We start from the raw sequence: 16,909 nt of genomic DNA on the forward strand, positions 1-16,909 counted from the left end.
GCCTTTAATGTAGAGTCAGTCATTCATGCAACAGCATGAGCTTATTGTGAAGATAACGCGCTCTATTTCAAGTGCATTTCGGTAGACGATTTTAAAACCTTGTTGATCCAACAGTTCAGGGTAATGATCGCAGATTTTATAATCAGCTGATTGTTAAAAAGTCTGAGTTGTTAAATTCAAGTTTGATATGCTTTTCAACTGATTCATTCATGGATGCGCCAACATGACTGCGACCGATCGTGCTTTTCACGCCATACAACCTGCACTCTCATCCCATAGTCCTTCAGAAAAAGATCGACTCATTGGAAAGTCTCGCTTTCATTTTGAACCAGCCAAAGTGATGCAGTTATTGCGTGATCGTATCATTGGGCAAAATCCTGCTTTATATGAAATCGAAAAAATGCTTCACGTGGTCAAAGCTGACTTTTCAAGTCCTGAACGCCCCTTGTCCGTCACCTTGATGCTTGGACCAACAGGTGTTGGTAAAACAGAGACTGTTCGTTTGATTGCTGAAGCGATTTATGGTCGTCCTGATGCATTTTGTCGTATCGATATGAATACACTGGCTCAAGAACATTATGCAGCCGCATTAACAGGCGCTCCGCCTGGATATGTCGGCTCGAAAGAAGGTCACAGTTTATTCGATGAAACTGCGATTAATGGCTCTCATACCCGTCCTGGCATTATGCTGTTTGATGAACTTGAAAAAGCCTCTCCCGAAGTGATTCGTGGCTTAATGAATGTGTTGGATACAGGTCGTCTAACCCTTACTGCTGGAACAAAAACGATTGATTTTCGTAATTGTATGATCTTTATGACCAGTAATGCAGGAGCACGCGCAGCACAACAATATTTAGATAAATTAAATGTGTTACCGCAAAAACTTCAAAATCTATGTTTAAAACGCCTACCCACGAAAGCCATTATTGAAAAAATACTGCATCGCAGTTTTGATCCCGAATTTCTGAATCGAATTGATCGTGTCCTTCATTATCAACCTGTTCAAGATGATGCACTCCCTAAATTGGTTGATATTGAACTGGAAAAACTCAACATTCGTTTGCAACATCAAAAACGTCAGGTTCATTTATCAGACCTTGCCAAAGCATATTTCTATCAGGGTCATGATATCCGCTTTGGGGCACGTCATTTAGCACGTAAAATGAGAACCGAACTAGAACCCATTATTGCAATCTACTTTCTAAAGCATCCAGATCAACTTCATCTCAAGTTGGATTGCAGAGACGGTCAGCTCTCGATCATCAATTAATAAAAAAGCCCATTATGGGCTTTTTTTGAACAAATCATCTTAAACCAGGAATCGTGACAAAGGATTCTGCTGCCGTTTTATTATAATACGTACACCCTTTTTCAATATTTGCCATTAATAACTGATAACGCTGTCTATTTTCTGCAACGTCATCGTTCATTAGCAATTTTTCATAGAGTTTATATTCATCATCAGTCGTACGCTTCAAAGTTTGATGATATTCAGCAGGATATAGTTTGCTTTCAAATTCAATGGCTGTTGAATCATCTAAACTAATCTTCATACTGGTGTCAAAAATACTGCTAAAATTCATACCCATCCAACGATCTTTAGCGAGTTGAAATTTAACAATTGGATTTTTGTCATTTAAAAGATCAAGATACAGCAAGTTATCTTCATAAAATTGGTTAAAACTCTCTTCCAATGGTTCACTCGTGTTTGGATAGAGTTGTAAATAATCTACTCTGTTTTGTTCTGCTTTCTTTCTATAACAATAGCTACCTGAAGAAAAATTTTTAAGACCATCTTTGGCGATAAACAATCTCACATTAGGGCTCAAATCATTTCGATCAATGTTGCGATAACCTGGTAAAACTGTATCAAAAACATTTTTACCCGATAGGTTTACACGCTCCATTTCGATATCCGTTTGGATGTCACCAATGATATTCATCGTCCAATGACTAGGACTATTCACACTAAGCGTATTTTGGGCTTGATCATAGGTTTGATAGATACGATTTCGCGTCACAATCACACTATTCAACGGTTTAAAACTATCCGTATAAGTAAATTGTCCATTTTGAAATTCAATATAATTTAAGCCGAATCGATCATTGGAATTATAGTAAATTGAATAGAGTTGATCACCGTTTCGAAATTGTGTACTCGGTGATGATTCATACGAATCTCCCGACCCACCGCCGCCACAGGCACTTAAAAAAAACGGTAAAACACATAAAGCCAATATTGTTTTTTTGAGATTCATTTGAATTTTCTTTTGTATATTATACAGACAAAAGCATAGCTTTTATTGAACCACTTCTCAATTTTAATTTACATCATTTTAAGTAAAATTAAAAAATGCGCCCTGAGGCGCATTTTGATCTGAATGCTCTTAAAACACATAAGGTCGAATAAAAATCAGGAAGAATATCCCTAACATCAAGAACCATTTTAAAAAGTAATATAACTGACGGTTCTTCGCTTTCAGTGCTTTTGCTTTCACACGCAAGCGATAAACATAACCAAATGCTTTGTTCAGACCACCCGTTTGATCCCCTGCTTCATTCGGTGAACTTGCCGCAGTCATTACATTTTTACCAAACCAATGATTAAACCGTTCCATCCAACGTGTCTTTAAAGGACGCTCTACATCAGCAAAGAAAATAATACGATTTTGATCCGTCGTGTTTTCTGCATAATGAATGTAGGTTTCATCAAACACAACGCTTTCACCATCTCTCCATGAATACCGCTGACCATCTACATCAATAAAGCAACGATCATCATTTGGCGTCAACAACCCTAAATGATAGCGTAAAGATCCCGCATAAGGATCACGATGACGAACTAATCGACTATCAGGAGCAAGCTCAGTAAACATCGCTGCTTTAATGGTTGGCAATGTTTTAAGCAATGCTGTCGTTTTAGGGCACAGTTCTGCTGCTGAAGGATGTGCAGAGTCATACCATTTTAAATAAAAACGCTTCCAACCAGTTTTAAAAAATGAGTTAAAGCCTAGGTCATCATATTTTTCAGAGGCTTTTATCCCACCCTGCTCATATAAAGCTTTGGCTTCATCACGAATCATTTCCCAATTTTCATCTAACACTTTTAAATCTTTAAAATGCTGTGTGTCGATATAAGGCTGGTTTGGCACCTTAGAGAACATATACATCAAAAAATTAATAGGTGCCAAAATGGTCGAATGATCAAAGAATTGACGATAGAACGAATGTCGTACTTTTCCACGACGTTGAATATACAGTGCCGATATGATGAATATCGCGAGAATAATCCACTTGATCATTGATTGACTCGGTTTATCTTTGGTTAGCGGGTTAAATGAGGAGATGCTGCACCTAAATTGGAAATGAATTGTTCCAATTTAGATGTATAGATAATCACGTAAATTGTATAACGACTACCCCAAACAACGAAACATTGTGTTCTACAAATAGACTTTTGATGGCTTTATATTTCAGTTTATTGACTTTTATGACGAAATTTAAAGTGCAAAATAACTTGAAATTACCTACCTACCCCAGATATAAGTTGAAGTGTTTTTAAATAAAATGCCAATTGAAACAATCGCTTTATTGTAAGAAGAACAAACTCTACATTCGCATCTGCTGTTTTATAACGCATGCTGGTGCAATAAATAGATGACCATTGCGTCACGGCTTGATACAACTTGTTATGTTCTTTTTCGATATAGTTATCGTAAGATTAGCGAAGCTTTAATGTGCGCAGGAAATACGCACTTGCTTCACAACATCAACTTAGAAGTCCTCCAAAAAAAAGGAGATCAGGGCATGATCCACGCTGGCAATGCCATTACCGTCCAAATGCTTTCGGACGGAATTGCAGAATTCCGCTTTGACTTACAAGGTGAGTCGGTTAATAAATTCAACCGCGCAACAATTGACGACTTTAAAGCTGCAATTGCTGCTGTTCAATCAAACGCTGAGATCAAAGGTCTTATCGTTACATCTGGTAAATCTACATTTATCGTTGGTGCAGACATCACTGAGTTTGGTGAAAACTTTGCGCAAGGCGAACAAGTCATTGTAGATTGGGCGATGCCTGTTCATGAAATCTTCAACTCATTCGAAGATTTAAATATTCCTAAAGTTGCTGCAATCAATGGTATGGCATTGGGCGGCGGTTTCGAAATGTGCTTGGTGTGTGACTATCGCGTGATGTCAGAATCAGCACAAGTTGGTCTTCCAGAAATTAAACTTGGGATCATTCCTGGTTTCGGTGGTACCGTTCGTCTAAGCCGTGTAATCGGTATCGATAACGCTGTTGAATGGATGGCAATGGCGAACCCGAAAAAAGCACCTGCTGCACTTAAAGATGGTGCGGTCGATGCTGTGGTCGCTGCTGATAAATTACAAGATGCTGCGATCTCTATCGTTAAACAAGCAATCGAAGGTCGTTTAGACTGGAAAGCGAAGCGTCAAGAAAAATTAGATCCAATTAAGTTGAATCCATTAGAACAAATGATGGCTTTCAACTCTTCTAAAGGTGTGGTGCTTGCGAAAGCTAATCCTGCACAATACCCTGCGCCAAAATTATTGCTTGATTCTATGCAAGCAGGTTCAAGCTTAGATCGTGCTGGTGCACTTCGCCAAGAAGCTGAACACTTTGCAAAAGCAGCGGTAACGCCACAAGCAGGCGCGTTGATTGGTCTATTCATCAACGACCAAGTTGTGAAGAAAACTTCGAAAAAATATGAACAAGGCGCTCACCCTGTAAATCAAGCTGCAGTACTTGGTGCAGGTATCATGGGTGGTGGTATTGCTTATCAAGCGGCAAGCAAAGGCACACCAATTATCATGAAAGATATTGGTAACCCACAACTTGCTTTAGGAATGAAAGAAGCAAACGGTCTTCTGACTAAACAAGTTGAACGTAAGAAAATCAAGCCTGCTCAAATGGGTGAAACGCTTGCACGTATCCGTCCGACATTAAGCTATGATGAGTTTAAAGAAGTCGATATCGTGATCGAAGCGGTAACTGAAAACCCGAAAGTGAAAGGCATCGTACTCAAAGAAACTGAATCTAAAGTACGTGAAAACACGATCATTGCATCAAACACTTCTACGATCTCAATCACGCGTTTGGCTGAAAACCTTGAACGTCCTGAGAACTTTGTAGGGATGCACTTCTTTAACCCAGTGCATATGATGCCTTTGGTTGAAGTCATCCGTGGTGAAAAAACTTCACCTGAAGCGATTGCAACGACTGTCGTACTCGCTCAAAAAATGGGTAAAACTCCTATCGTTGTCAATGACTGCCCGGGCTTCCTTGTAAACCGCGTATTGTTCCCTTACTTTGGTGCGTTTGACCTTCTTCTTAAAGACGGCGCTGACTTCCAACAAGTCGACAAAGTGATGGAAAAATTTGGCTGGCCAATGGGTCCTGCATACTTAATGGACGTTGTCGGTATTGATACTGGCGTTCACGGTGCAGAAGTGATGGCTGAAGGTTTCCCTGACCGTATGAAGCCTGATTTCAAAGGTTCAATCCAAACAATGTATGAAGCACAACGTCTTGGTCAAAAGAACGATGTTGGTTTCTACAAATATGAATTGGACAAGAAAGGCAAGAAAGCAAAAACTGTTGATCCAACAGCGTATGACGTAATTGCTTCTGTCGTGACTGGTGAAAAACGTGAATTTGATCCTCAAGAGATCATTGACCGTATGATGATTGCTTTCTGTAACGAAACTGTTCGTTGCTTAGAAGACAACATCGTTGCAACACCAAACGAAGCAGATATGGCAATGATCATGGGTGTAGGCTTCCCTCCATTCCGTGGTGGTCCATGCCGTTACATCGATCAAACTGGTGTAGCTGAGTATGTTGCGCTTTGCGACAAGTATGCGCATTTAGGTAAGGCTTATGAAGCGCCACAAATGTTGCGTGACATGGCTGCTAACAATAAAAAATTCTACGGTTAAGGAGCAACGTGAATGGCTACTTTAAATCCACGTGACGTTGTCATCGTTGATGGCGTACGTTCAGCAATGGGTAAAACCAAAAATGGTATGTTCCGCAATGTACGTGCCGATAACTTATCTGCTGAATTAGTTCGTGCATTGGTTGCTCGTAACCAGTTTGATGTGAACGAAGTTGAAGATGTGATCTGGGGTTGTGTGAACCAAACTCTAGAGCAAGGCATGAACATCGGTCGTAACATCGTGTTATTGGCAGACTTACCAAAAACTGTTGCAGGTCAAACTGTTAACCGTCTTTGCGGTTCTTCAATGCAAGCAATTCATACCGCAGCTGCTCAAATTGCGACTAACCAAGGTGATATCTTCATCATCGGTGGTGTTGAGCACATGGGCCACGTTGGCATGATGCATGGTATCGACTTGAACCCACAAGCATCTAAACATTATGCAAAAGCATCTAACATGATGGGCTTAACGGCTGAAATGTTAGGTCGTATGAATGGCATTAGCCGTGAAGAGCAAGACGCTTTTGGTGTTGAATCTCACCGTCGTGCTTGGGCTGCTACTCAAGAAGGTCGTTTCAAAAACGAAATCATTGGTGTTGAAGGTCATGATGCAAATGGCTTCAAAATCCTATGCGATGTAGATGAAGTGATTCGTCCAGATGCGAACCTTGAAGCATTTAAAGCGTTACGTCCTGTGTTTGATCCTAAAGGCGGTACAGTGACTGCTGCTACATCATCAGCATTGTCTGACGGTGCATCTGCAATGTTATTGATGTCTGCTGAGCGTGCGCAAGCATTAGGTCTTAAGCCACGTGCTGTAATTCGCTCTATGGCGGTTGCAGGTTGTGATGCTGCGATCATGGGTTACGGTCCTGTTCCTGCAACGCAAAAAGCGCTTAAACGTGCTGGCTTGAGTATTGGTGACATTCAAACTGTTGAGTTAAACGAAGCATTTGCCGCTCAAGGTCTTTCAGTATTAAAAGGTCTAGGTTTACATGACAAACAAGACATCGTGAACTTAAACGGTGGTGCGATTGCGCTTGGTCACCCATTGGGTTGTTCTGGTGCGCGTATCACAACGACGTTGTTAAACGTGATGGAACAACAAGATACTCAAATCGGTCTTGCGACGATGTGTATCGGTCTTGGTCAAGGTATCGCAACTGTGATCGAACGTGTTTAAGTTTTAAATACGAGACCAAAAGAAACCCCGCTTAATGCGGGGTTTTTTATTTTTATAAAATAATGACATAATATTATTATTCTAAATAATATAATTATTAGTGGGGTATTGGGTGAAGAGTGAAAAGTTATTTGAACGTCAAAGAACGTTTGTATATACAGGATACAATTTAACTTTGCATCCACACCCCTCACCAAAAATTTATATAGATTTTTTTAAATTTATATTAGAAAAAAAATTCTTTCTCCCTACTGGTTATAGAACTTATCACTTAACACTTCATGACATTAATTTTATTGATAGTAATGACCAATTAGCTGGCTTCTATGGATCTATTGTTCGTTATGAAAATCTTTTACCTAGTCAATTTATAGATTTAAATACAGGAAAAACACCTGAGGATCTAGAACTTAATATAGCTTCAAATATTAAGTACAAACCAACGTTCTTCCACTTCCTCTTTTACCCAAAAGATCACAAATTAGTGTTTGAGTTGGAGAATGAAAAATCCACTATAAGTATAAACATTGTCCTTCAATTTTTTAAAAAAATTTTGGATAGTGATAAATCTAAATTTACAAGTGGTGAAATTCACCCTATGAAGTCACGTAAAGCAGTTAATACTATTTTAAAAAATAAAAAACTTAAAAAAATCGAATTTTTTATCTCTAGACCTAACCCAGATATATTTGATGATCTAATAGACTCTGATGTAACCGATTATCTTGAGGAAAAAAAAGCTAAGGAAATGACTTTAACCCTGACGGCACAAGATGGAAAGTTTCTAAACATGGGAGGTAATACAGAAAAATTAGGATTAGTTGCTGCGGATAATGGAGAGGTTTATGCTGCTTATGAAGGACCTAATCATAAAACTATTGAAGTAAGTACAAAAAAGTTTCCATTGAAGCTACAGGAAGCATTTACAAAAAGCACAACTATTGAAAATCGCTTGAGATTTGCGAGTGATAAGATCGTTAGTAAGAAGAGCGCTTAGGAATAGCCATGTGGAGATCATTAAATAAGTATTGGGAATATTATGGTGGAATAAAAGCTGTTCTTGTATCTGGTTATTTTTGGATATCATTTTTTATCACCATAATTTCCTATAAATTTTGGCTAGAGCCTACATGGCATAATAAATTTCTCGGAATATTTCCTAGTTTATTAGGATTTTCTTTGGCAGGTTACGCTGTGTGGTTAACATTAGGTGATCCAACTTTGAAAAAAATCTTAAGCAAGAAGAAACAAAATGGTGATCCTTCAACTTTTATAGTTATAAATGCAAGTTTTATTCACTTTATCATTATGCAACTGTTTGCATTTATAGGACTATTTATTTTAGAAACTAATTCATTATTATCAATTATTGATCAACTTTTACCTAACTTAAGTAGCTGTATGAATGCGATTATAAATTACGTTGGTAAAGCTCTTAACTGTTTTATTTTTTTTCTTTGTATTTATTCAATTTTTTCAATGTTAGCAGCAGTTTTTGGCTTATTTGCAATTGCACAAGCTATGGATAAGATTCAAGGAGCCGACCTTTAAAATATTTTAAACTTTGTTATCCCTTTGTAAAATTAGTTGAATATCCAACCATTAAAACCTTACTCATCATCAACTTAATCCTCATAAGCGTATTATATCGCCCGATACATTCTCCTTTCTCCAACAGGGCGTACAATGAACATGCTTAAAACTATCCTTGCAACTGCAATCGTTGCTACTTCTGCATCTGCTATGGCTGCTGAAATCGTATCTCCTGCTGCTGCCCTTAAAACACAAGTAAAAACTGTTGCTGATCAAACAGCTCAACAAACAGCTGCACCTGCTCAAGCAAAAGTTGAAGCTGTAAAAGCAGAAGCTAAAAAACAAGTAGCAATGGCAAAAGTAGAAGATGTGAAAGCTGCACCTGCTGAAGCAAAACAAGCTACTGAAGCTAAAGTTGAAGCTGTAAAAGCTGAAGCAACTGCACAAACTGCTGAAGTAAAAGACGCTGCTGCTGAAAAAGTAGAAGCTGTAAAAACTGAAACTGCCGACAAAGTAGAAGCTGCAAAAGCTGCACCTGCTGAAGCTGCTGTAAAAGCAACAGAAAAAGCTGAGAAAAAAGGCTTCTTCTCTTGGTTTAAAAAAGCAGCTTAATTTTCCAAAATTCAGTAGGAATGTGTTCGCACATTCCTCTGAAGATATTCACACTTCAAGAAGCGAATTAGATCCTTTATCCTCTTTTACAAATTTGCGCTTCAGGCAAAAGGCAATATTGTTTATAAAAAGAAAAACATCTAAAAGTACGGCGTATGATTACAAAAATTAGAAATGCCCTTTTCATCGTGTTTATCTCTCTCAGTTCTATTTGGACAGTTTTATTCATTTGGACACATCAGCCTGTTAATACCATTTTCACTTATGCGCTGATCTTGTTTTGGGTTGGACTTACCATCATTACAGGGATATTCCATTTCAAGCAACACAGCTATAAGCCCTATTTCACATGGGCGTATTTGATTATTTTTTTGATTGCCATGATTAGCTTTTTTTCCTTAGAGCCGCGCAATGATCGCGTTTGGCAGGATGAAACCGACAAAATTATTCAATTCCAATTCAAAAATGGCAAAGTGGAATTACAGAATGTCAGAAATTTTATTTGGCACAGTGATAAAGACTACGTGACGCGGTGGGAAACACGACAATACGATTTAGAAAAGTTAGATCGTATAGATTTAGTGGTATCTCATTTTATGCAAGGTCCTATTGCGCATGTTTTTATTACATTTGGTTTTGATGATGGCCAACATCTCGCATTTTCTTTAGAAGTTCGTCAGGAAAAAGATGAAGGATTCTCCACCATTGGCGGGTTTTTTCGGCAGTATGAATTGGCACTGGTCGTAGGTGATGAAAATGATTTGATTTATACCCGCTCAAATATTCGCGAAGAAGATGTTTATATTTATCCAATTCAAATGAATCAAACCGAAATTCAGATGTTGTTTTTAGAATTCCTGAACAAAGCCAATCGGCTAAATCATACCCCAGTTTGGTATAACACCTATATCAGTAATTGTACGACCATCTTGTTTGATTTATTAGAACATGCAGTAGGACAAATTCCACGAGATTATCGCGTGACATTGCCAGGTTTAATTCCAAACTATTTATATGACAAAAAAGTCCTCGATAATGGTATCACCTTAGATCAATGGAAAGAAAAAGCACATATTAATCCTAAAATTGAGCATGTTCATGAAGTACATTTACTTTCAAGTAAAGCATTCTCTGCCTTACTCCGTGAGTAAAGCAGGCGTCCATTTTTTATAACCACGCTGAAAGAAACAACCAAGAAAGAATGTTTATTGCGTTTCTTCCTGAAAAACCGGTTCAGAACTTGGACTTTGATTCACTGTTTGTGCTTCAATCACTTCGGCATTTTGATTTTTTAACTGATCAATTTCACGTTGTAATTGATTTAATTCGCGATATAACTCGTTAAAGCGATTCACACTGAGATCACTTTTAAATAGGATCATTTCGTTACGGCGTTGCCAGTCATGATTCTTCAAAAACTCAAACATTTCTTCAGCTTTTTTTGTGATCTTAAGTTCTAAAGCAAACAAAGCTTGATCATTATTATGCTGTCGGCTGAATTTTAACTTTTCTTTCATTGGCTCACGCAAGTCTGATTTCATCTCCAAAGCATCAAGCGCTTGTAAAGCTGTCGCATAAATTTGTTGGTCACGCATTTGATATTCAGATTGAATTTTCTTCACTTGGACAAACATCTTTTCGGTGTTTTGATATTTATTCTTTTTATCTAATTCTAGGCGACGAACGTTCAGAAACTCATCCCACTTGGCTTGATCTAACTCACGTAAATACATATTTCGTGATTCAATATTGTCTACCCAATACTTCAAAATAAATTCAGAAAGTACCTTATAGTCACCATCCAAACGCTCATCTTCAACTTTAAAATTCAGAGGGGTTTTCCAATCCTTCGCTTGAACATAAAGCTGCTCAATTTTTTCCGTCATCACCAAATCAAATTGTTGACGTTGCACTTCATCATTTTTTTCATTTTGCGCGTAGGCACAATAACCAAATAATAAGGTCACCATGACGATAACCACCGCTAAAATTCCGCGCATCTCAAACTCCTATCCTTTTTTGTTTGAGTAATGAATCACTTGCGAACAATGACAAGCACATGAAGTGTATTGTATAGCATATTTTTTAAGCAGAAATAGGAATGAATTTAGTGGATATTGCTGTGATTTTGTCGATTTATTCGTGATTCTGTGATCAAGTTTCAATAATTTATTACGCAATATTCATATTTTCGACAGAAATATATCGGATTGAAACTCTGCGTTTCAGATTTAGACCTTTAATTTTGTTGTCATTGCCCACACTATAGATTCATAAATGATGATTAGAGATTTTTTATGCGTGTAGATGTGTGGTCAGATGTAGTATGCCCTTTTTGCTATATCGGAAAAAAACGTTTAGAAGCAGCAGCTGCTGCAACTGGTGTTGAACTTGAAGTCCATTGGCACAGTTTCCAGTTAGATCCTGATGCACCGCCACGTCAAGAAGTCTCAAATAGCGAACGTTTGGCATTGAAATATGGGCGTACTGTCGCTGAAGTTGAAGAAATGCAACGCAATATTGCGGAAATGGCAAAAGCAGAAGGCATCGAGTTCAATTGGGAAAATGCCAACTCAGGAAATACATTCAACGCCCATCGAATTATTCATCATGCACAAAGCTTAGGATTGGGTTCGGAAGCAAAAGAAGCCTTTTTTTATAGCTATATGACCCAAGGTTTAGCCATTGGCGAGCGTGAAACTCTCGAAGATGTTGCTTCGCGCATTGGTTTAAATCCAGTTGAAGTGGATGATATTTTGGATTCTGATCAATATGCCGATTTTGTCCAATTTGATGAAGAACTTGCACGTGATCAATTAAAAGTGACTGGCGTACCATTTTTTGTATTCGATCAGCGTGTGGCTTTGGCTGGTGCTCAACCGACTCAAGTCTTCCAAGATGTGATCAACAAAGTATTAACGACTGCCAATGAACAAACAGATCAACCCACTGTTGAAGATGCAGAAACTTGTACTGATGAACATTGTGACGTGCCACCAAGCAAATCATAAAACATCTTCGAGAACCTAAATACTGGCTTAAGGTTGCATGACTTAAGCCATATTTAGACTGTTATAAAAATAGAATTCAGCGTTGCATAAACAAGCCTATTCAAGTGAATCGGAACTGAATATACTTCATATATAGATTCACTGCATGACTCTATACATGGTAAATTTTTATAGACCTCTTTCCCCAAGGAGGTCTTTTTTTATCTATAAAACAATCATTTAATAAAATTATTTCAGTTTCAAGTCTTCTCATTATCTGTTCCAATTTTAAATCACTTTAAATTCATTGTTGTTTATTGTGAATTTTGTTGAACAATTCATTAGAATAGATCAAACATTGATTTTTAATAATATCACGATGCTTAAGCCCATTTTTAATTTTATAAATAAATTCAGCGGCTTAACAATGAAAATGACTTAGAGCGAATATGAAAAGAATCATGCAGCAGTTCAAACCGTCAACCTTAAGTCTTGTCTTAAGTTGTAGCTTTTTAAGTACTTTCGTGTATAGCCAAGATCAGATAGATCACTTGACTGATCCTTATCAAACAGATGAAATCAGTGTCAGTAGCGAATTCCCTACTTTAGACTATCCTTTAGAATTTCAACAAAAAGATTGGCCAACATCGGATGAAAATAGCTTAGGTTGGATTAACTACGTTCCTCGCATGGTAGATTCAACCCCCACACTATTCCCTGAACAATCCAATAAAAGAATATACGCCCCGACCCAAGCGACTGAAGATTTATCATGGATTGACCGACGTCAAAAATCGATTCGCCACTGGGCAGACCGAACCGCTCAGCGAATCGATGGTTGGTTTGGTGAAGGTTATGAAGATGAAACCGCCAAAGCAACGCTACGTGTAATCTTTGATAATAAATGGAATAAGTATGATGATTACGAATTCAAGCCACGTATACGCGGTAAAATCGACTTACCAACCTTAGAGCGTAAATTAAGTTTAGTCTTTGGTGATGATTCACTGGATAATGAAATTGACAACAATATTGCCATTACCAATGAAAATCCCGCTGCTGATCCCGACAAGAATGTCGACACTAAGCGAATCCGTGAAGATAACAGTTCGATCGCATTACGTTGGTCACAACTATCTGATAAGTTACCTTTCGATTTAGATGCTGATTTAGGTATTCGATCTGGAGATGACATTTATGCCCGCTTAAAGGCAAAAAAAGATTGGGCTCTCGGGAATGATTTTTCCTTTCATGCTGAACAAATCTATCGTTATGGTATAGATAGCGAAAATTATCTAAGAACCAATTTGGAACTCACGCATGCACGTCCAAATGAAGCGTTTATTTCAAATCAGCTTTATCTAACTTATGCGGATGAGCAAGATGATGATTGGACTTGGGATAATCGTACCTATCGCCAACATCAGTTTTTCCATGATAACCGCTTTAACTACGGTATGTATGTGGGTGGTTATTACAACGAAGATGATTTACGTATGAACAGTTGGGGACCTTTTGTTTCTTGGCGCCAACCCTTATTCCGCGAATGGTTCTTTGTTCAAGGTGATCTTAACTATTTTAATGACAAGCGTGAAGATCGATCACACTATCCTCGTGCATTAGTTCGTCTTGAAGCTAGATTTTAGCGCTCGATAATAGTCATAAAAAAAAGCCCATCACTGATGGGCTTTTTTTGGATCTTAGATTCTCAAATGACAGGCTTTTGAATCACGATACGATCATTACGTGTAATACGTGTTTTTTTAGGCGCCACTTCAGCTTCGGTTTTAGGTAAAACATAACCGACACGATCTGTGCGTGCGATACGTTTACTATCCACAAAAGAATTAATATCAAACTGTGGAATTTGATGCTTCACCACGGTTACACGATCATTTCGAACAATTTTTTTCACATCTTGTTCTGCATAAGAGACATTGGTTAAGCTCAGACAAAACATGCTAAATGCGAGCATCATTGAAGTTTTCATAGAATATTCCCAATATTTAATGATCGCTATTATAGATTAATTATTATTGTTTAATATGTTTTCCAAATCAAAACTTGGACGTATTTTTTTATCATTAACATCGAAAAAATTTATCTATTTTAACCCAAAGCTTAAATAGTTCCTTTTACATCCTACGACGGCGCTGCATAAAAAAAGCCTATCCGAAGATAGGCTTTCGATCACAATTTAAAATATGCGCTTATTTCAATAATAAACTGTTAATGCGTTTTAAATATGCAGCTGGATCTTCTGGTAAACCACCTTCCGCAATCATCGCTTGATCAAAAATCACATTTGCAAGATCGTCAAATTGTGCTGAACCATCCAATTTTTTCACCAATGGATGCTCAGGGTTAATCTCTAAAATTGGCTTGCTTTCTGGGACTGCTTGACCTGCTTGTTTTAACATGCGAATCAACTGTGGAGACAATTCGCCTTCACCAGTTACCAGACACGCTGGAGAATCAACCAAACGAGTGGTTACGCGCACTTCTTTGGTTTTGTCTTTTAATGACTCAGACAGCTTTTCAACCACAGGTTTAAACTGCTCAGCCGCCGCTTCTAATGCTTTTTTCTCTTCAGCATCTTGTAAATCACCTAAATCGACAGCACCTTTTGCGACATTCTGCATTGGTGTCCCGTCAAACTCATGAACAAATTCCATTGCCCATTCATCTACACGTTCAGTCATTAGCAGAACATCGATGCCTTTTTTCTTGAATAACTCAAGTTGTGGCGAGTTTTTAGCAGCGGCTAAGCTTTCCGCCGTTACATAATAAATCGCCTTTTGACCTTCTTTCATTGCTGCTTTGTAGTCAGCCAATGAAGTGGTGACCTCATCATTGTTTGAAGTTGCAAAGCGTAGAAGCTTCAAAATTCGGTCACGATTGGTGAAATCTTCACCCAAACCTTCTTTTAAGACAGAACCAAACTCAGCATAAAACTTCTTAAATTTCTCTTGATCTGCTTCATCTTCAGATTTAGCTAAAGTATCTAAAGTTGTTAAGATTCGACGTGTGTTACCTTCACGGATGGTTTTAACATCTCGACTTTCTTGAAGTAATTCACGACTCACATTCAACGGTAAGTCTGCGCTATCCACAACACCTTGAACGAATCGTAAATAGTTCGGGATGAGATTATCTGCATCATCCATGATGAAGACACGTTTCACATAGAGCTTGATACCTGCTTTCGCTTCACGTGAGAAAATGTTGTGCGGTGCTTTACTTGGGATATACAGTAATTGCGTATATTCAGTGCTCCCTTCTACACGGTTATGCGCCCAAGTAATCGGTGCTTCAAAGTCGTGACTTAAGTTTTTATAAAACTCAATATACTGTTCTTCAGTAATGTCATTCTTACTACGTGTCCACAATGCGCTGGCAGAATTTATCGCCTCCCATTCACCCGTTTTGACATACTGGCCTGGTTTCGCTTCTTCGCCCTCAGCTGCTTCTTCTTGTTGCCATACCTCTTTTTCCATTTGAATTGGTAAACTGATATGGTCTGAATATTTATTGATAATTTGCTTTACTTTATAACTTTGCAAATAATCTAATGCGTCTTCGCGCAAGTGTAGAATAATATCTGTACCGCGACCTTCTTTCGTAATTTGCTCAACTTCAAATTCGCCTGTACCACCACTGATCCAACGTACACCTTCTGAAGCTTCAGCCCCTGCACGACGTGATTCAACTGTGATTTTATCAGCGACAATAAAGCCAGAATAAAAACCGACACCAAACTGACCAATTAACTGTGCATCTGACTTTTGATCACCGGTTAATTTAGACATAAAGTCTTTAGTACCAGATTTAGCAATCGTACCCAAATTATCAATAGCTTCTTGTTGGCTTAAACCAATACCGTTGTCTGAAATGGTGATGGTTTTATTATCTTTATCCAATTGTACGCGTACACGTAAATCTGGATCATTTTCATAATATTCAGGATGATTAATCCCTTCAAAACGTAATTTATCACATGCGTCTGAAGCGTTTGAAATTAGCTCACGAAGGAAAATTTCTGGATTTGAATAAAGTGAATGCGTCACTAAATGTAAAAGCTGAGCAACTTCCGCTTGGAAACTATGTTTTTGTGTATTCTGCTCGCTCATAAACTACTCCTTAAACACATCAAAACAATTTTTTTGAATGCTTAATGAATGGTGTAGCTTCTAATTTTTTCAATGGTCAAAATTAAATTTTTTTAAAAAGGACCTTGTTTGTAAATTCGATCAAGATGTATTTCTAGTTTTTGCTGACGCATTTGATAGACATGATTTAAGCATTGCAAATTTGCTTGGCATTGATCACGTAATTCCAGCCATTTGACTTGTTCATTCTGAATGATTGATCGCATTCCCATCGGTACTAAACGACGTAGAATTTGATAAGTGGCAGCCATTTTAACATCTGCATCATTCAAGATACGATGTTCACAAATAGCTTTCTCAGTTTCGGACTGCGCCTTTTTGCAATCAAAACTCGCTGCAAATACTGGAACACTTCCACATGCAGCCAGTACAATGATGAGTTTTATGAATTGGTTCTTCATGCATACTACTCGGTTATGAGCTTTCTAGATTATTGAAAAAAATTGTTTTTTTATATGG

General features: G+C 37.9%; 15 protein-coding genes. 9 read left to right on the top strand and 6 right to left on the bottom strand.

The genetic code is table 11. The features are described 5' to 3' along the window. Nucleotides 1–223 precede the first annotated feature (223 nt). Nucleotides 224–1,270 carry an AAA family ATPase gene (locus tag AC1M9B_RS07870; RefSeq protein ID WP_481608913.1) on the top strand — a complete coding sequence of 349 codons (1,047 nt, stop codon included), beginning with the start codon at nucleotides 224–226 and terminating at the stop codon, nucleotides 1,268–1,270. Nucleotides 1,271–1,304: 34 nt separating this feature from the next. Here the strand turns inward: AC1M9B_RS07870 and AC1M9B_RS07875 are convergent, their stop codons facing one another. Continuing rightward, nucleotides 1,305–2,258, bottom strand: coding sequence for a hypothetical protein (locus tag AC1M9B_RS07875; RefSeq protein WP_481608914.1), 954 nt, complete (start codon nucleotides 2,256–2,258; stop codon nucleotides 1,305–1,307). Between the two features lie 129 nt (nucleotides 2,259–2,387). Further along, the gene (lpxO, locus tag AC1M9B_RS07880) at nucleotides 2,388–3,302 is read right to left on the bottom strand and encodes a lipid A hydroxylase LpxO (protein WP_481588586.1); all 915 of its coding nucleotides are present in this window, start codon (nucleotides 3,300–3,302) and stop codon (nucleotides 2,388–2,390) included. Between the two features lie 505 nt (nucleotides 3,303–3,807). Here lpxO and fadB point away from each other — a divergent pair. The 6 genes from fadB (at nucleotide 3,808) to AC1M9B_RS07910 (ending at nucleotide 10,442) form a co-directional block, all read left to right on the top strand. Beyond that, on the top strand, nucleotides 3,808–5,961 hold the full coding sequence (gene fadB / locus AC1M9B_RS07885) for a fatty acid oxidation complex subunit alpha FadB (protein WP_481588585.1): 2,154 nt from the start codon (nucleotides 3,808–3,810) through the stop codon (nucleotides 5,959–5,961). 12 nt (nucleotides 5,962–5,973) lie between these two features. Continuing rightward, entirely contained in the window at nucleotides 5,974–7,146 is a 1,173-nt protein-coding gene (gene fadA / locus AC1M9B_RS07890; RefSeq protein WP_035265978.1) for an acetyl-CoA C-acyltransferase FadA, read from the top strand. 112 nt (nucleotides 7,147–7,258) lie between these two features. Continuing rightward, entirely contained in the window at nucleotides 7,259–8,143 is an 885-nt protein-coding gene (locus AC1M9B_RS07895; protein WP_481608915.1) for a DUF4747 family protein, read from the top strand. A gap of 8 nt (nucleotides 8,144–8,151) precedes the next feature. Continuing rightward, complete coding sequence (locus AC1M9B_RS07900; RefSeq protein WP_481608916.1) at nucleotides 8,152–8,697, top strand: hypothetical protein; 546 nt, start codon at nucleotides 8,152–8,154, stop codon at nucleotides 8,695–8,697. A gap of 135 nt (nucleotides 8,698–8,832) precedes the next feature. Beyond that, nucleotides 8,833–9,291 carry a hypothetical protein gene (locus tag AC1M9B_RS07905; RefSeq protein WP_481608917.1) on the top strand — a complete coding sequence of 153 codons (459 nt, stop codon included), beginning with the start codon at nucleotides 8,833–8,835 and terminating at the stop codon, nucleotides 9,289–9,291. Nucleotides 9,292–9,446: 155 nt separating this feature from the next. Further along, nucleotides 9,447–10,442 (top strand): Lnb N-terminal periplasmic domain-containing protein, encoded by a 996-nt coding sequence (locus tag AC1M9B_RS07910; protein ID WP_481608918.1) that lies wholly within the window; start codon nucleotides 9,447–9,449, stop codon nucleotides 10,440–10,442. Nucleotides 10,443–10,496: 54 nt separating this feature from the next. Here the strand turns inward: AC1M9B_RS07910 and AC1M9B_RS07915 are convergent, their stop codons facing one another. Further along, a complete protein-coding gene (locus AC1M9B_RS07915) occupies nucleotides 10,497–11,291 on the bottom strand; it encodes a hypothetical protein (RefSeq protein ID WP_481608919.1) in 795 nt (264 codons plus the stop codon). Nucleotides 11,292–11,588: 297 nt separating this feature from the next. Here AC1M9B_RS07915 and AC1M9B_RS07920 point away from each other — a divergent pair, with 297 nt between their 5' ends. Together AC1M9B_RS07920 and AC1M9B_RS07925 are read left to right on the top strand one after the other, a co-directional pair. Beyond that, nucleotides 11,589–12,302 (top strand): DsbA family oxidoreductase, encoded by a 714-nt coding sequence (locus AC1M9B_RS07920; RefSeq protein ID WP_035265969.1) that lies wholly within the window; start codon nucleotides 11,589–11,591, stop codon nucleotides 12,300–12,302. A 428-nt stretch (nucleotides 12,303–12,730) separates the two neighbouring features. Continuing rightward, entirely contained in the window at nucleotides 12,731–13,927 is a 1,197-nt protein-coding gene (locus AC1M9B_RS07925; protein WP_481608920.1) for a hypothetical protein, read from the top strand. Nucleotides 13,928–13,989: 62 nt separating this feature from the next. Here AC1M9B_RS07925 and AC1M9B_RS07930 read toward each other — a convergent pair whose 3' ends face one another. From AC1M9B_RS07930 to AC1M9B_RS07940, 3 genes are all read right to left on the bottom strand, one after another. Next, complete coding sequence (locus AC1M9B_RS07930; protein ID WP_481607244.1) at nucleotides 13,990–14,271, bottom strand: hypothetical protein; 282 nt, start codon at nucleotides 14,269–14,271, stop codon at nucleotides 13,990–13,992. 220 nt (nucleotides 14,272–14,491) lie between these two features. Then, nucleotides 14,492–16,411, bottom strand: coding sequence for a molecular chaperone HtpG (gene htpG / locus AC1M9B_RS07935; RefSeq protein ID WP_180028982.1), 1,920 nt, complete (start codon nucleotides 16,409–16,411; stop codon nucleotides 14,492–14,494). Nucleotides 16,412–16,503: 92 nt separating this feature from the next. Beyond that, nucleotides 16,504–16,851: a lysozyme inhibitor LprI family protein gene (locus tag AC1M9B_RS07940; RefSeq protein WP_481608921.1), complete on the bottom strand. Its 348-nt coding sequence runs from the start codon at nucleotides 16,849–16,851 to the stop codon at nucleotides 16,504–16,506. Nucleotides 16,852–16,909 lie beyond the last annotated feature (58 nt).

Source organism: Acinetobacter sp. ANC_7513 (genome assembly GCF_056779915.1).

Coding starts and splice junctions, on each gene's coding strand:
- AC1M9B_RS07870 (WP_481608913.1), top strand. CDS start 224: ATGACTGCGACCGATCGTGCTTTTCACGCCATACAACCTGCACTCTCA.
- AC1M9B_RS07875 (WP_481608914.1), bottom strand. CDS start 2,258: ATGAATCTCAAAAAAACAATATTGGCTTTATGTGTTTTACCGTTTTTT.
- lpxO (WP_481588586.1), bottom strand. CDS start 3,302: ATGATCAAGTGGATTATTCTCGCGATATTCATCATATCGGCACTGTAT.
- fadB (WP_481588585.1), top strand. CDS start 3,808: ATGATCCACGCTGGCAATGCCATTACCGTCCAAATGCTTTCGGACGGA.
- fadA (WP_035265978.1), top strand. CDS start 5,974: ATGGCTACTTTAAATCCACGTGACGTTGTCATCGTTGATGGCGTACGT.
- AC1M9B_RS07900 (WP_481608916.1), top strand. CDS start 8,152: ATGTGGAGATCATTAAATAAGTATTGGGAATATTATGGTGGAATAAAA.
- AC1M9B_RS07905 (WP_481608917.1), top strand. CDS start 8,833: ATGAACATGCTTAAAACTATCCTTGCAACTGCAATCGTTGCTACTTCT.
- AC1M9B_RS07910 (WP_481608918.1), top strand. CDS start 9,447: ATGATTACAAAAATTAGAAATGCCCTTTTCATCGTGTTTATCTCTCTC.
- AC1M9B_RS07915 (WP_481608919.1), bottom strand. CDS start 11,291: ATGCGCGGAATTTTAGCGGTGGTTATCGTCATGGTGACCTTATTATTT.
- AC1M9B_RS07920 (WP_035265969.1), top strand. CDS start 11,589: ATGCGTGTAGATGTGTGGTCAGATGTAGTATGCCCTTTTTGCTATATC.
- AC1M9B_RS07925 (WP_481608920.1), top strand. CDS start 12,731: ATGAAAAGAATCATGCAGCAGTTCAAACCGTCAACCTTAAGTCTTGTC.
- AC1M9B_RS07930 (WP_481607244.1), bottom strand. CDS start 14,271: ATGAAAACTTCAATGATGCTCGCATTTAGCATGTTTTGTCTGAGCTTA.
- htpG (WP_180028982.1), bottom strand. CDS start 16,411: ATGAGCGAGCAGAATACACAAAAACATAGTTTCCAAGCGGAAGTTGCT.
- AC1M9B_RS07940 (WP_481608921.1), bottom strand. CDS start 16,851: ATGAAGAACCAATTCATAAAACTCATCATTGTACTGGCTGCATGTGGA.